Annotated in this window: 16 protein-coding genes and 1 pseudogene; 5 read left to right on the forward strand and 12 right to left on the reverse strand. The window is 55.5% G+C overall.

From position 1 onward, the window contains the following. Positions 1–224: 224 nt before the first annotated feature. The 10 genes and pseudogenes from AAC632_RS09035 to AAC632_RS09080 form a co-directional block, all read right to left on the reverse strand. Positions 225–1,127, reverse strand: coding sequence for a LysR family transcriptional regulator (locus tag AAC632_RS09035; protein WP_340296746.1), 903 nt, complete (start codon positions 1,125–1,127; stop codon positions 225–227). 142 nt (positions 1,128–1,269) lie between these two features. Continuing rightward, the gene (locus AAC632_RS09040; protein ID WP_340296744.1) at positions 1,270–1,884 is read right to left on the reverse strand and encodes a TetR/AcrR family transcriptional regulator; all 615 of its coding nucleotides are present in this window, start codon (positions 1,882–1,884) and stop codon (positions 1,270–1,272) included. After that, positions 1,877–2,767, reverse strand: a pseudogene (gene ppk2, locus AAC632_RS09045) (polyphosphate kinase 2). The gene AAC632_RS09040 and the pseudogene ppk2 overlap by 8 nt, the downstream one beginning before the upstream one ends. Before the next feature lie 57 nt (positions 2,768–2,824). Continuing rightward, positions 2,825–3,772: a homoserine O-succinyltransferase gene (locus tag AAC632_RS09050; protein ID WP_340296742.1), complete on the reverse strand. Its 948-nt coding sequence runs from the start codon at positions 3,770–3,772 to the stop codon at positions 2,825–2,827. 34 nt (positions 3,773–3,806) lie between these two features. Next, entirely contained in the window at positions 3,807–4,679 is an 873-nt protein-coding gene (locus AAC632_RS09055) for an ATPase (protein WP_317655781.1), read from the reverse strand. A gap of 92 nt (positions 4,680–4,771) precedes the next feature. Continuing rightward, complete coding sequence (locus AAC632_RS09060) at positions 4,772–5,647, reverse strand: hypothetical protein (RefSeq protein ID WP_340296740.1); 876 nt, start codon at positions 5,645–5,647, stop codon at positions 4,772–4,774. A 9-nt stretch (positions 5,648–5,656) separates the two neighbouring features. Beyond that, positions 5,657–5,905 carry a hypothetical protein gene (locus AAC632_RS09065; RefSeq protein ID WP_340296738.1) on the reverse strand — a complete coding sequence of 83 codons (249 nt, stop codon included), beginning with the start codon at positions 5,903–5,905 and terminating at the stop codon, positions 5,657–5,659. Between the two features lie 93 nt (positions 5,906–5,998). Next, entirely contained in the window at positions 5,999–6,895 is an 897-nt protein-coding gene (locus AAC632_RS09070; RefSeq protein ID WP_340242765.1) for a DMT family transporter, read from the reverse strand. Between the two features lie 87 nt (positions 6,896–6,982). After that, entirely contained in the window at positions 6,983–7,795 is an 813-nt protein-coding gene (gene mazG, locus AAC632_RS09075; RefSeq protein ID WP_340296736.1) for a nucleoside triphosphate pyrophosphohydrolase, read from the reverse strand. Positions 7,796–7,806: 11 nt separating this feature from the next. Beyond that, positions 7,807–8,334, reverse strand: coding sequence for a flavin reductase family protein (locus AAC632_RS09080; RefSeq protein WP_340296734.1), 528 nt, complete (start codon positions 8,332–8,334; stop codon positions 7,807–7,809). Positions 8,335–8,470: 136 nt separating this feature from the next. Between AAC632_RS09080 and speB the strand changes: the two genes are divergently transcribed. From speB to ccmE, 5 genes are read left to right on the forward strand one after another with little or no spacing between them, the layout of a single operon-like run. After that, positions 8,471–9,442 (forward strand): agmatinase, encoded by a 972-nt coding sequence (gene speB, locus AAC632_RS09085; protein ID WP_340296733.1) that lies wholly within the window; start codon positions 8,471–8,473, stop codon positions 9,440–9,442. Further along, the gene (locus tag AAC632_RS09090) at positions 9,439–10,377 is read left to right on the forward strand and encodes a lysophospholipid acyltransferase family protein (RefSeq protein ID WP_340296731.1); all 939 of its coding nucleotides are present in this window, start codon (positions 9,439–9,441) and stop codon (positions 10,375–10,377) included. The genes speB and AAC632_RS09090 overlap by 4 nt, the downstream gene beginning before the upstream one ends. Then, positions 10,358–11,185, forward strand: coding sequence for a glutamate racemase (locus AAC632_RS09095; protein ID WP_340296730.1), 828 nt, complete (start codon positions 10,358–10,360; stop codon positions 11,183–11,185). The genes AAC632_RS09090 and AAC632_RS09095 overlap by 20 nt, the downstream gene beginning before the upstream one ends. Positions 11,186–11,195: 10 nt before the next feature. Next, entirely contained in the window at positions 11,196–12,224 is a 1,029-nt protein-coding gene (gene argC, locus AAC632_RS09100; protein ID WP_340296729.1) for an N-acetyl-gamma-glutamyl-phosphate reductase, read from the forward strand. Between the two features lie 39 nt (positions 12,225–12,263). Further along, complete coding sequence (gene ccmE / locus AAC632_RS09105) at positions 12,264–12,707, forward strand: cytochrome c maturation protein CcmE (RefSeq protein ID WP_340251321.1); 444 nt, start codon at positions 12,264–12,266, stop codon at positions 12,705–12,707. Positions 12,708–12,715: 8 nt separating this feature from the next. On the opposite strand, the gene AAC632_RS09110 is transcribed toward ccmE, so the two are convergent. Together AAC632_RS09110 and guaA are read right to left on the reverse strand one after the other, a co-directional pair. Beyond that, a complete protein-coding gene (locus AAC632_RS09110; protein ID WP_340296728.1) occupies positions 12,716–13,045 on the reverse strand; it encodes a hypothetical protein in 330 nt (109 codons plus the stop codon). A 6-nt stretch (positions 13,046–13,051) separates the two neighbouring features. Next, positions 13,052–14,635, reverse strand: coding sequence for a glutamine-hydrolyzing GMP synthase (gene guaA, locus AAC632_RS09115; protein WP_340296726.1), 1,584 nt, complete (start codon positions 14,633–14,635; stop codon positions 13,052–13,054). Between the last annotated feature and the right edge of the window lie 36 nt (positions 14,636–14,671).

Below are 14,671 nucleotides of genomic sequence, written 5' to 3' on the forward strand. Positions count from 1 at the left end.
CGCATCTTGCGCTTTGGCCAAAAAAAAGGCCGAGACAAGTCTCGGCCGAAGTCCAACAGGGAGGTAGTCATGACACTTTGTGCAAATGTCATCACTGATGCCCAATTAATGTTCACTTTGCGAAGTATCAAGAAAAATCCCGCCACAAGAATGCAAACCCGCTATGCATGTGGCGCATATCACACAGGGTCATGGCGGAAATGTCACGCAGGAGTTCGGGCCGTTTAGACGTTTCCATCCCGCTCTTTGCGGCGATGTGCGATGATTTCTTCGGTCACAAATTCGCGGAAGGCCTCAATGCGTTTAGACTGCCGCAGTTCTTCGGGATAGGCAAGGAAAACGGGCACATCATTGCTTTCGACAGTGTCGAGAACGCGCACCAAATTGGGAAAGTCTTGGGTCAGGTAATCGGGCAAGACCCCAATGCCAAGGTGATGGATGACGCCCTGCAGCACCCCGAAATAGTTATTTACAGTCAAGAAGCTGCCAATTTCATAAGACATCAGCTGACGCACTAAAAGCGCTCCTGAGGAGACCTGTGCCGCCGTTGCATTTTGACTGATCAGGCGATGGTCGCGTAAATCCTCAAGTGTTTGGGGAACGCCGTTTTGTTCGAGATATTGGGGCGATGCGTAAAGACGCATGCGAATATTCATTAAACGCTTGCGAATGAGATCCGCTTGGCTGGGTTCCTTCATGCGGATGGCCACATCGGCCTCGCGCATTGGCAAATCCAGCACCCGCTCCTCAAGCATCAAATCAATCTTGAGATTGGGATATTTTTCATAAAGCGAGGGCAGGCGCGGTGCCAACCATAGCGAGCCAAAGCCGATGGTGGTGGTCACGCGCAATTCACCGAATACCTCTTCTTCGCTGTCGCGAATGCGGGCGGCGGCGGCATCAAGACGCTTTGCCATATGGCGCGTGGCATCGAATAGCAATTCGCCTTGCTCGGTCAGGATCAAACCGCGTGCGTGACGATGAAACAGGGTTGCGTTTAATTCGTCTTCCAAGGATCGAATTTGGCGCGACACCGCCGATTGGCTGAGATGCAGCACGTCCCCCGCATGGGTCAAACTGCCTGCATCCGCCACAGCGTGAAAGATGCGTAAACGATCCCAATCCATTGCATTTATCCTGCGCGCATATCCAAGTATTTGGACTATAAGGGTTTTCTTGTGTTCCTAAAAGAGAGATCGTCACATTTTTGTAAATTTTACGGGCCAGTGCCATTTTTTTGGCACTGCGAGACGCATCCTATGTCCTGCGCTAACAGTCTTTGTCGAGCAGGCCAAGACCGCGCAGATAAATCCCGATCCCTGCCTCAAGAAGGTCTTCGGCGGGGAAGGGGGCATTGCCGCCCTCGCGACCGCGCGCAAAGAGTTCTACCACCCCGTGGCTCATGGCCCAGATATGTGCGGTAAACATAGATGCATGCGGGCGTCTGTCGGCGGGCAATTGTGCGCTAAGTGCCTCGGCGGCCCGTTCCAAAATCGCGCGGGATCTTTCTGATGCACGGGCCAAATCAGGATGGGCATTGGCCGAAAGGCCGCTTTCAAACATGGCCATGTAGTGACCAGGATAAGATTGCGCAAAACGCAAATAAGCGCGGCCCGTGGCCTCGAATGCGGCCAGAGGGGCTGATTTGCTGTTGAACGCGGCCTCCATCGCCTCGCGAAAGATCGCGTGACCTTGCAAGGCTGCCTCGGTGATCAATTCTTCACGGCCTTGAAAATGGCGATACACGGCGGCAGGGGTCACGCCCGCATCCTTGGCCGCCTCGGCCAAGGTGAAACCTGCAGGGCCTTTTTCGGTGATCAACCGCAAAGCGGCCTCAACCAAGGCTTGACGCAAATTGCCGTGATGATAGCCCTGTTTACGCATTGTCCCCTTGATCTGTCCAAGCCTCAGGCCCGCCACTTATGGCAGGATCGGGGGCGGACGCAAGGTTGGGGTCTTTTTCTGGATACTCATACTGGCTGAGAATCTGTCGGATCACCGCCAAACGCGCGCGGCGTTTATCATCGGCACGGATCACATGCCAAGGCGCTGTCGCGGTATGGGTGCGGGTTAGGGTTTCGCGGATCGCGGCGCTGTATTCGTGCCATTTCGCCAGACCATCGACATCGATACGCGACAGTTTCCAATGTTTGAGCGGGTCATTTTCACGCGCCAAAAAGCGGCGCAGTTGTTCGGCACGGCCCAGATTGAGCCAGATTTTCGTCAGGCTGATCCCATCCTCGAGCAGCATATCCTCGAACCCTGGGGCTTGGGCAAAAAAGGCCTCGCGTTGCGCGGGAGTGCAAAACCCGAACACATGTTCCACAACGCCCCGATTATACTATGAGCGATCAAAGAGCCGAATTTGCCCGCGGCTTGGCAGATGCTGAATATAGCGTTGGAAATACCATTGCCCCGCTTCGGTTTCGCTGGGTTTCGACAAGGCCACAATTTGCGCCACCCGCGGGTTTAGGTTTTCCATGACGCGCGCAATCGCGCCTCCCTTGCCTGCGGCATCGCGCCCCTCGAAAATCACGGCAATTCGTTGCCCTGTTTCGCGCACCCATGCGTGGAATTTTGCCAGTTCGATTTGCAACGCGGTCATTTCAGCCATGTAGAGACTATTTTGCATCCGCGCAGCATAGGGATAAGTCGGATCAAGAATGTCGCAAGTCTCGGCCGTCTTTAGGGCCGCGCGGATCGTCTCAGGCGCATCGTCTTCAAAATAGCGCGTAATGGCGCCATCAAATGGTTTTCTATCAATCATGGCCAATTTCCCAGTGCAGTCTGGGATGAATATAGGGACGCATCTTGCGCCCGTCTATCACCGCCGCAGATCGGTGCTGTCTTGACCAATGCGCGCCATATCAAAGGGTGTCGTCAGATAGATTTCCGAAATCCAATTGCCGAATAGAAGATGGGCATGGCTGCGCCAGCGGTTGAGCGGCTTTTGGCTTGGATCATCGTGAGGGAAGTAATTGACGGGCAGGGCGATACTAGCCCCGTCCACCTGAACATTGCCCAGATCACGTTGATATTCTTCGGCCAAGGTGGTCCTATCATATTCAAGATGATTGAAGATATAGAGCGCGCGATGTGCGCTATCTTCGACCAAGGCAGGGCCAACCTCGGGACTGTCGAGCAAAACGGGCAGGCCCGCGGCCTCGATCTCGGGGCGGCGCATTTCCGTCCAACGGCTGACGGGCATCACCAAATCATCGGAGAACCCGCGCAAATAGGGACTGTCTGATTGCAGGTTGCGATGCCGATAGCACCCGAATTGCTTTGCGGGCAGCATATGTTTTTTGACGCCGTGGAAATAATTGATCATCGCCATCCCGCCCCAGCAAATGCCAAAGGTGGAATGGACATTGGTTTGCGTCCATTCGAAGATTTCGCACAGCTCGGACCAATAGGTCACATCTTCGAAATCCAGATGCTCAATCGGCGCGCCTGTGATGATTAGGCCATCAAATTTTTGGTCGCGCACATCGCGAAATGGCTGATAAAATTCGGCCATATGTTCCGCGGCAGTGTTCTTGGTTTCATGTTCGCTCATACGGATCAGCGAAAATTCCGTCTGCAACGGCGATGCGCCAATCAGGCGGGCAAATTGCGTCTCGGTCTGAATTTTCTTGGGCATCAGGTTCAAAAGCCCAATTTTCAATGGCCGAATATCTTGGCTTTCTGCCGCGCTGCGCCCCATGACCATCACCCCCTCATCCCGAAGGATGGAGAATGCAGGTAGGCTGGTTGGCAGGGTTATCGGCATTTGTTGATCCGTATCTTCAGCGCGAAAAGGGGATTTAGGTGATCTCGCCGCGCGCCTCAAGGGCAGAGGCGATCAAATCAATCACATCTTGGGCATCGGACACACGCGCCACATCTTCGGCGCTGACCCTCAGGCCCCAGTTTTTCGCCATATCGCGATAGAGCGGAGCGCGATGATGCAAGGCCGCCGCATAGGTGTTTCGGATAAAGTCATCTGGATTGACCGCATCGGGCGACAGCCCCGTTTCTGCCAGATAGTCAGCCCATCGCGCGTTCAGAAATTGCGGTTGGTAATACATGGGCTTTGGCGCACGGGTGAAACGGCGGATCAATTCCTCAGTATGATCTTCGCTACCTTCAATCCAAATCATTAGGCAATTTTGCGCAAGCGTGCGCAGCACCTCGTCTTGCGGGTCATTGGGGTCAACCACCTCACAAATAGAGCCGCCCGTGTCGCAGACGAAATTGGCATATCCATAAAGGTCGCGCGCGCGGATGATAAAGCTGGGCGTGTCCAAAAGGGCGTTGATCTCAGCGCGCCGATGCAGCGCCTGACGGCGCATATATTCGTCAAACCCGACCCCACCCTTGGCAGGATCACCAGGTTTTCCGAGGAAGGTAGAGAGCGGCGCGAGATTGTTAAACGTGATGTTTGAGCCGATATAAATAGAATCCGACTTCAGCAAATCTGCCAGAAACGGCACTTGCATTGCCTGACGTTTGAGATTGTCGACAATATGTTCGCCCATATAGGCGGTGCCAATGCGGTAATCGATGGAATAGTGGAACCAATCCCCTGCATCGCGTAGCAAATTGGCAAGCCGTGTCTTGCCAAGGCCTGACATCCCAAAAAAAAGAACCTGTTTTTGCGCCGCTGCACGCCAATCGCTTGCGGATTTATAAAGCATATCCATAGGGCCTGCCGCCTTTGCCAAAGCCTTGTTTTGGCAGGTCTATCCCGAAAACCTGCCAGATTCCAATGGCGATTTTGCGCGCGGCCTTAAAAGCGATGGCTGAGACGGATCGTGACAAGCCTTGCCCTGTTTCCGTTGAACCGCGCAAAGGGAGTGGTTCCAAGCCCCGTTGTTGTGTCGTCAAATCGCACATCAGAGAGGGCAAACCCGATGGCCGCATTGCCGCGCGTATATTCGGCCCCAAGCGTAAAGGCGCGTAGGCCATCAACAGGGGCAAGGTTGCTTGATAGGCCGCCCGTTTGCGGTTCTTGCGAATTCAGTGCCGATATACCCCATTCCTCGCTTAGGCGATGCTTTACGCCCAAATCATAGCGTATGACATCATCGCGATAGGTGACCAATGCCCCTGAGGGATAGAGGTTTGGCCTGATCTCAAATCCCCCCCAACGGCTTTGTTGAATGCGGCCAAAAAGGGCGGTGTTGGTCGCAATGCCCTGTTGAAAATCAAGGCTGAGGGTTGCGGGCATCTCAACGCCAAACCGCGTGTCGCTGAGGGCAGGGGTCGCGCCTGCCGCGCCCAATACCCGCCCCTCTTGGCCTGAAAACGTCAAATCAATCGGGCTGGTATCGCTAAGGGCTAGACGGGTGCCGAATTCAGGGCGGCTATAGGCAAGCCCGAGAACATAGCCAAAGCCTGTATCGCTTTCGCCATCAAAGCGGTAGTAAAAGACATTCGGCAAGCCTGCATTCAGCGAAACGTAAATATCACCATCCGATTTCAACAGGCGCAGACCACCATAAGCAAAGGCGTTTTGGCCGACGTGATAGGATAAAAGCGCCGTGATCGCACGGCTTTCCAATGTGGCAGTGGTGCCGTTCAGCGGATAGCCCGCCGCATTATAGGCGGTGTTGGCAGCATAGGGGGTGGTGATTTGCAAGGCCACGCCCATGCGATCACCCAAATCTTGCTTTTATCCCAAACCCAGCGTGGTGCGGTTTTGCAGGACATTTTGTGCGCCCACGTTTGGCGTGGCGATAAGTGCGCCTGACACAGTAATATCGCGGCGCTGTGCGCTGATGTCGGCAAAACCGCCATCCTCGAACAGGATGAGAGGTGAGAATGTGGTTTGATCTAGGCCCCCCTGCATGGGCGACTTGCCCAATGCACAGGCTGCATAAAGTGAATAAACGGGTGCAAGCAACCAACGCTTACGGGTCATGATGGGCGTCCCTCCTACAATGATCCCCCTTGGTGATCATTAAGCGTAAGCACACCCTTCTTGTATATATAAAAAATGCTTAAAAAGTTACATTTAGCTGGTGGCGGAATTGCGGCGTTCTAGCCGCGCGGCGCCTGTAATATTGAGGTAATTCGCCCCGAAAATAAGGGCTGCCCCCAAAAGCACCATGGCGTCAAGGGGTTCGGCATAGAGCATGACCCCAATCAGTGCGATCACAGGCAGGCGCACAAAATCCAGTGGCATCACCACCGAGGCGGGCGCGACACTGAGGGCGGATGTCAGGCAAAAATGCGCCACGAGCCCCGCAAAGCCGATCAAAACAATCCACGCTACATTGCCCCCTGTCGGCAAGGCCATATCCCCATCGGCAAGGCTGCACACCAGTCCAAAGACCAGTTGCATGATCGTGAGATAAAACATGATGCAGGTGATGGTTTGGCTCTGCGTCAGGCGCTTGGTGAAAATCGCGGTGCTGGCAAAACAAAGCGCCGCCGCTGCGGCAATGATCATTCCTGCAGAGGGGGGCGCCACCCAAGGGCGCACGACAAGCAAGATACCAATGAACCCCACAACCGCGACAAATAGCTTGAGCCGCGTCAAACGCTCGCCCAAAAACAGGGCAGCCAAAAGCATGACCCAAAGCGGCGAGGTGAATTCAAGCGCGAAGACCTGCGCAAGTGGGATCACAGTGATCGCGTAAAACCAAAGGTTTTGCCCTGCAAAATGAAAGATATTGCGCCCCATATGCATCGGCAGCTTGTCGCGTTTGACCTCGCCCCATTTGCCAAAGACCGTGGCAAGGATCGCAACCACCACAACCCCCACAGCCGAGCGATAGGTCATGATCTCGAATGTGTCCAATTCAAAGGAGACAGCGCGCCCTGCGATGGCCATCAGAGTAAAGGCGACAATTGCCCCCGTCATCCAGAGCGCCGCCAATGCGGGGCGCTGTTGGTTTGCTTGGCTCATCAGTGCACGCTTTCCTAGGTTAGGCGCCCCAAAATCGCGCCAAGGCAGGAAGGTAACCAAAATCACAGGCTTGGCAAGATGGCGGCGTTACAGCCCCTGGGTCTTGGCCTCTTGCCATAGGGCTTCCATCTCTTCGAGGTTGGACTGATCTGCGCTGCGACCAACAGCCCGAAGTGCTTTTTCTATATAATTGAAACGGCGGGTGAATTTTTCATTCGCTTTGCGCAAGGCCGTTTCAGGGTCGACCTTGAGATGGCGCGCCAGATTGGCCATCACAAACAGCAAATCCCCCATTTCTTCGGCAATTTTCTCTTGGGGGAGGGTCGCGCGCGCCTCGGCCAATTCGGCGGATTCTTCGGCGATTTTATCGATGACTTGATCAATCTGCGGCCAATCAAACCCCACGCGTGCTGCCCGCTTTTGCAGCTTTTCCGCCCGCATCAAGGCGGGCAAGCCGAGTGCGACATCGGCCAAAACCCCCGTTTTCGCACGGGCGGCGCGCTCGCGGGCTTTGATCTTTTCCCAATCTTCGACCTGTTGGTCTGCCGATTTGTCGCGATTTTCTGCACCAAACACATGCGGGTGGCGCGCGACCATCTTTTCGGAAATGTCGCGCAGAACATCGTCAAAGGTGAAATACCCTGCCTCTTCCGCCATTTGCGCGTGATAGACCGATTGCAGAACCAAATCCCCCAATTCGCCGCGCAGTTCGCCCCATGAACGGCGCGAGATTGCATCGGCCACCTCATAGGCCTCCTCAATCGTGTAGGGGGCGATGCTGTCGAAATCTTGCTCGATATCCCAAGGGCAGCCCGCCTCTGGGTCGCGCAAGGCGCGCATGATCTCGAGAAGGCGGGCCATAGAGCCGCCGCCATTTTCAATCAGATCACGATCATACATGGCGCATCCCTTTATTTGGTTTCGGGCGCAAGAGCGCGAAAGCGGCGTTTGTGGTAAATCAGCGGGTCGGTCTGATCGGATAGGGTCACGGCGCGCACTACGCCGAAAATCACATGATGCGTCCCGATGGTGTCTGATTTCAAAATGGTGCAATCAAAGGCGGCCAAAGCATCTGAGAAAACGGGCGCGCCCGTTGCAAGCGGGGCATAGGCAACCCTGTCAAAGCGCGCAGCCCCTGTGAGGCCATGCCGGCCTGCAAAAATTTCTGCTGTTTGATCAGATCCTTGTCCGAGGATATTGATGCAAAATACTCCATTTTCCAGAATGATAGGCAACGATGTCGAGTTGGCATGAACGCAAATCAACATGGTTGGGCCATCGGCTTGGGTGTCTGGGTCTGCAGAAACAGAACTCATGGCCGAGACGGTCAAGCCCCCCAAACCTGCAACGCCATCGGTGCTGACCACGCAGACGGAATTCGCGCAAAGGCTCATCGCGTCAATAAAATCTTGGCGCAATTTATCGGTCTGCTCGGTCATCTGCCCATCCTTTTTGATCTTTGGGCTAGATCTAGTCGAATTTCACCCTTGAGGCCAGTCGCCGCGGCGGGTTTGGCTTGAGTTTTTCCCAAAGCTAGAACAGAACGGATCAGGGACAGTAAGGGAGAGGCGCAAAATGGCGCTGGAAGATGCCAAAAGCCAAATAGATCTGGCCATTACGGCGGGATCGTTCAAAGGGCTTGCATTTGAGAATGCGTTTTCTGGGGTGCCTTCTTTTTTGCGCCGCAAACTGTCTAAAGACCTATCGGGGGTGGACTTGGCTATTACAGGCATTCCCTTTGATCAGGCGGTGACGCATCGCGCAGGCACCCGATTTGGCCCGCGCGCCATCCGCGCTGCCTCAAGTTTGCAACCTTTTGATCCGCCCTTTGGGTGGGATGGTTTCTCGCCGCTTGAGCAATTTGCGATTGCCGATTACGGCGATATGGCACTGGATTATGCGCAACCCGCGCAGACGCCCGCCGCAATTGAGGCGCATATTGCGGGCATTTTGGCCCAAGGGGCGAATGTCATCAGCTTGGGCGGGGATCATTCGATCACCCTGCCGATTTTGCGCGCCCATGTGGCCAAATTCGGGCCCGTGGCCTTGCTTCAATTTGATGCCCATACCGACACATGGCCTGATGATGCGCCTGCGCGGGTGGATCATGGAACCTTCTGCTACAAGGCGGTGAAGGAAGGTTTGATTGATGTTCAGCGGTCAATCCATGTGGGTATTCGCACAGTGGTGGACGACAATCTGGGCATCGAAATCATCAGTGCCCAAGATGTGGCGCGGCGCGGTGTGGCGGATGTGGTTTCAGCCATCCGCACGCGGCTTGGTGATGCGCCTGTCTATCTTTCCTTTGACATTGATGCGCTTGATCCGGCCTATGCCCCGGGAACAGGCACGCCTGTTTGGGGGGGCTTGAGCAGCCGTGAGGTGGCCTTGATCCTGCGCGGATTGGCGGGGATTAACCTAATCGGCGGCGATGTGGTTGAGGTTTCCCCCCCCTATGACACGGGCGAGATCACGGCGGTGGCTGCCGCCCATGTTGCGTTAGAGCTGATTTGCCTTTGGGGTTGGCCAAAGCGGGGGCATGGATGACAGAACATCCCCGCAAATTAAAGCGTTATCAGGTGGCGCGTGATATCACCTATGCGACCTCGGCGCAGACCCGAATGGGGCGTGCGGTGATCCGTTTGTTGGAAAACACGACAGGGCGCCTGTCCTTGATCCGCCGTGCCGAAGGCTATGAGGATCAAGTGGCGGCAGGTCATGATTTTTGGCAGGTGATGTGCGATCGCTACGGCCTGAAGATCAAGTATCACGGGGCAGGGCTCGAGGGCATCCCCGAGGCGGGGCCACTGATTTTGATTGCGAACCATCCGTTTGGCATTTTGGATGGGTTGATTATGGGGCATATCCTATCCCAGCGCCGGGGCGGGGATTTTCGCATTCTCGCGCATCAGATTTTCCGCAAGGCCCCCGATCTTGAGCGGATCATTCTGCCCGTCTCCTTCGATGAAACCAAAGAGGCGGTTGCGCAAAACATCACCACACGCAAGGCCGCGTTTTCCTATTTGGATCACGGGGGCGCGATTGGCATTTTTCCTGGCGGCACAGTTTCGACTGCGGCCAAGCCTTTTGGCGTTCCGATGGATCCAGATTGGCGGATCTTTACCGCGCGCATGGTCGCGCGTTCAGGCGCAACCGTGATCCCGATTTTCTTTGAAGGGCAGAATTCGCGTCTTTTCCAGATCATGAGCCATATCCATGTCACCTTGCGTATGGGGTTGCTGATCCGTGAATTTCGCAAACGGATGAAAGTGCCGCTTGAGGTGACAGTGGGCAGGCCAATTTCGCGGCAAGATATGGCAGCTCATCTGGACAATCCGCCCGCATTGATGGATTTTCTACGCAGCGAAACCTATCGCTTGAGCCAAACGCCGATTGACCCTCGCTTGCGCGGGTTTGAATTTGATCAAAAGCGTCTCGCCAAGCGGCATGAAAGGCAGGAAGATGGCGGTCGGCATATTTGACTCAGGCCTTGGCGGGCTGACAGTGTTGGATGCGGTCACGCGGCGATTGCCCGATTTGCCGTTGGTATATTTTGGCGACAACGCGCACACGCCCTATGGGGTGCGGGATGCAGAAGATATTTACCACCTGACCACGCGCGGGGTGCAATGCCTGTTTGATCAAGGCTGTGATCTGGTCATTTTAGCCTGTAACACCGCCTCTGCGGCCGCGTTGCGGCGGATGCAGGAGGGGTGGGTTCCGAAAGACAAGCGCGTCCTTGGTGTGTTTGTCCCCCTGATTGAGGCGCTGACCGAGCGGCAATGGGGGGATAACTCGCCCCCCCGCGAAGTTGCGGTAAAACATGTGGCGCTTTTTGCCACGCCTGCAACTGTCTCAAGCCGCGCGTTTCAACGTGAATTGGCCTTTCGCGCCATTGGTGTTGATGTCGAAGCACAGCCCTGTGGCGGCTTGGTGGATGCGATTGAGATGGGCGATATGATCTTGGCTGAGGCGATGGTGCGCAGCCATGTTGAGGCGCTGTTGCGCCGTATGCCGCGCCCCGAGGCGGCCATTTTGGGTTGCACCCATTACCCGCTGGTTGAAGAGCATTTCCACACTGCCCTTGGCCCTGATGTGGCGGTATACAGCCAGCCCAATCTGGTTGCCGAAAGTTTGGCCGATTATCTGACCCGCCGCCCTGAAATGGCAGGTGCGGGGGCCGTGACGAAGTTTTTGACAACGGGCGACCCGCAAAAAGTATCGAACAAGGCCACACAGTTTTTGCGCCGCAAGATTGCCTTTGAACAGGCAGAGCTTCCTGATGCATGAAAGAGATGGAATGACAAAGAATATCGCGATCCTAGGGGCCTCTGGATATACGGGCGCGGAATTGGTACGGCTGATCCATGTGCATGGGGGCATGCGCATCGTGGCCCTGTCAGGCGAGCGCAAGGCGGGCATGGCGATGGGGGATGTGTTTCCCTTTTTGCGTCATTTAGATTTGCCCGTTCTTCAGAAAATTGAAGAAATTGATTTCACGAATATTGATCTGGCCTTTTGCGCGCTGCCCCATGCGACCTCGCAGGCGGTGATCAAAGACCTGCCGCGCAATTTGAAAATTGTGGATCTCTCCGCGGATTTTCGTCTGCGCGACCCTGTGGCCTATGAAAAATGGTATGGCCAGCCCCATGCCGCCCCAGAATTGCAGACCGAAGCGGTCTATGGTCTGACTGAATTTTACCGTGATGAGATATCAGCGGCGCGCCTTGTCGCAGGCACGGGCTGCAACGCGGCCACGGGGCAATATGCCTTGCGGCCTTTGATTTCGGCGGGGCTGATTGATCTTGATGAGATCATCATTAACATGGTGGTTGGCGTGTCGGGGGCAGGGCGCAGCCTAAAAGAGAACCTGCTTCATGCTGAACTCTCGGAAGGCACAAACCCCTATGGGGTAGGCGGCACGCATCGCCATTTGGGGGAATTTGATCAAGAATTCTCAGCCCTCGCAGGGCGCAAGGTTGAGGTGCAATTTACCCCCCATCTCGCCCCGTTTAACCGCGGGATCTTGGCCACGGTCTATGTCAAAGGCGAGGCTGAGGCGATTTACGACGCATTGGCCGCAACCTATGCATCTGAGCCTTTCGTGCACGTGCTACCCTTTGGCGCAGCCTCGTCAACGCATGATGTGCGCGGCTCGAACCATGCCTATATAGGGGTGGCAAAGGATCGGCGCGCGGGCCGCGCGATTGTTTTTGCCGCGCTTGATAACCTGTGCAAAGGGTCATCGGGTCAAGCGTTGCAAAACGCCAATCTGATGCTTGGGTTTGACGAAAAGCAAGGGTTAGAAAACCTCGCGCTTTTCCCATGACCTCGCGTGACGGCGTGATGGAATGATAGGTGTAAGACGATGCAAACATTGAAAAAAAGACGCCGTATTCAGATTGTTATGCTGGCCGTGTTTTGCCTGGTCGGCATGACCGCGCTGGTTGGGTATGGGTTTCGTGATGGCATCAATTTCTTCATGCCGCCCGCCGAGGTGGCCGAAAACCCGCCCGCAGCGAATAAAACCTTCCGCATCGGCGGCCTTGTGGAGGAGGGGACATTGCGCCGCGGCCAAGGGGCGACCATCACCTTCAACGTCACCGATGGCGCGGCCTCCATCCCTGTGTCTTACACGGGTGTTCTGCCAGATTTGTTTGGCGAGGGCGAAGGCATGGTTGGCACAGGCCGCCTGATTGATGGCGTGTTTGAAGCAACCGAAATCCTCGCCCGCCATGATGAGACCTATATGCCCGAAGAAGTGATTGACGCTCTTAAAGAGCAGGGTGTTTACGTGGCGCCTGAGAGTTGAGGGACAATTTAAACGTCACGTGCCTTTGCGTCATATTCGGCCAAAGCTGCTTCCCATGTCGGAATATTATCGGCCTCATATCCATGCACCTTGCCCGTAGCAATTTGGGCGAACACCCTCATGGATTTAAGATGCGCAGGTGATCTGCGATAGGCCATCATATCGGCTTTGCTGTCCCACACGGTCAAGGTATGATGCACACCTTGGCGGATTTTCGTGCCGACAAAGCGCGCGCCTTTGGCCGTTTGCGAGGCGCGAAAGGCGGGGATTGCCAAGGCCCAAAACCTGATCCAACTGATCATGCCTTTGGTTTTCAGACCTGTGACAGAGACATACATCGCGGCTCACTCCCACTCAATCGTTCCGGGAGGTTTTGAGGTGATGTCATAGGTCACGCGGTTGATGCCCTTGACCTCGTTGATGATGCGGGTGGCGGTTTCGCCCAAGAAATCATGGCTAAACGGGTAATAATCCGCCGTCATCCCATCAACTGATGTCACCGCACGCAGGGCGCAGGCATAATCATAGGTGCGGCCATCGCCCATCACACCCACGGTGCGCACGGGCAGGATCGCCACAAAGGCCTGCCAAATCTCGTCATAAAGCCCATGCTTGCGGATTTGGTCGATATAAACCGCATCGGCCTTGCGCAGGATTTCTAGCTTTTCGCGGGTGATCTCGCCGGGGCAACGGATCGCAAGACCAGGCCCGGGGAAGGGGTGGCGGCCGATGAAATGTGCGGGCAGACCCAGTTCACGACCCAAGGCGCGCACCTCGTCCTTGAACAATTCGCGCAAGGGTTCGACCAGTTTCAGCCCCATCTTTTCGGGCAGGCCACCCACATTGTGATGGCTTTTGATAGTAACGCTTGGCCCGCCAGAAAAGCTTACGCTTTCAATGACATCAGGGTAAAGCGTGCCCTGCGCCAAAAAGGAGGCGCCTTCGATGCTATCGGCATATTTCTGGAACACATCAATAAATAATTTGCCGATGGTTTTGCGCTTCACCTCGGGGTCACTGACCCCTTCGAGCGCACCAAGGAACAAATCCTGTTCTTGCGCGTGGATCACAGACAGGTTCATGTGGTCGCGGAACATCGTGACCACCTCCTCAGCCTCGCCCATGCGCAGCAGGCCATGATCCACAAAGACGCAAGTGAGCTGATCGCCAATGGCCTCATGGATGAGGGCCGCAGCGACCGAACTATCAACCCCGCCTGACAGGCCGCAAATCACCTTAGCATCGCCGACCTGTTCGCGAATGGCGGCGACCGCTTGGTCACGATAGCCCGCCATTGTCCAATCGCCGCGGAAACCTGCGATGGAGAGAAAATTCTTATAGAGCTGCGCGCCATTGGGGGTGTGATGCACCTCGGGGTGGAATTGCACCGCGTAAAAACGGCGGTTCACATCGGCGGTGATCGCAAAAGGCGCGCCTGGGGATGTGCCAAGCACTTCGAACCCATCAGCAATTTTGCTAACATGGTCGCCGTGGCTCATCCAAACTTGTTCGCGGCCATCTTCCGCGCTGAACCATCCATCCACAAAATCTGATTGGGCGGTGGTTTTGGTCACATAGGCGCGTCCAAATTCGGCGGTGGCGTGTTCGCCTGCCTCAACCTTGCCACCTAGATCCTGCATCATCACCTGCTGGCCATAGCAGATGCCCATGATCGGCACGCCCAGATCATACACGGCGCGCGGCGGGCGCGGGGATCCTTCGCGCATCACCGAATCTGGCCCACCCGAGAAAATCACCGCCTTGGGATCGAATTCCTCCAAAAACGCGGCATCGACATTTTGATAGGGGTGAATTTCGCAATACACATTTTGCTCGCGCAGGCGGCGGGCAATCAGTTGCGTCACTTGGCTGCCGAAATCAATGATCAGAAGCCGCTCATGGGATTGGGCAATTGGTTCTATCGTCATATGCTTCGCATAGGCGAGGCTTTGCGCGCGCGCAAG

This window comes from Roseobacter sp. HKCC-CH-9351 (genome assembly GCF_037830295.1).
In the GTDB taxonomy this organism is placed as follows: domain Bacteria; phylum Pseudomonadota; class Alphaproteobacteria; order Rhodobacterales; family Rhodobacteraceae; genus M30B80.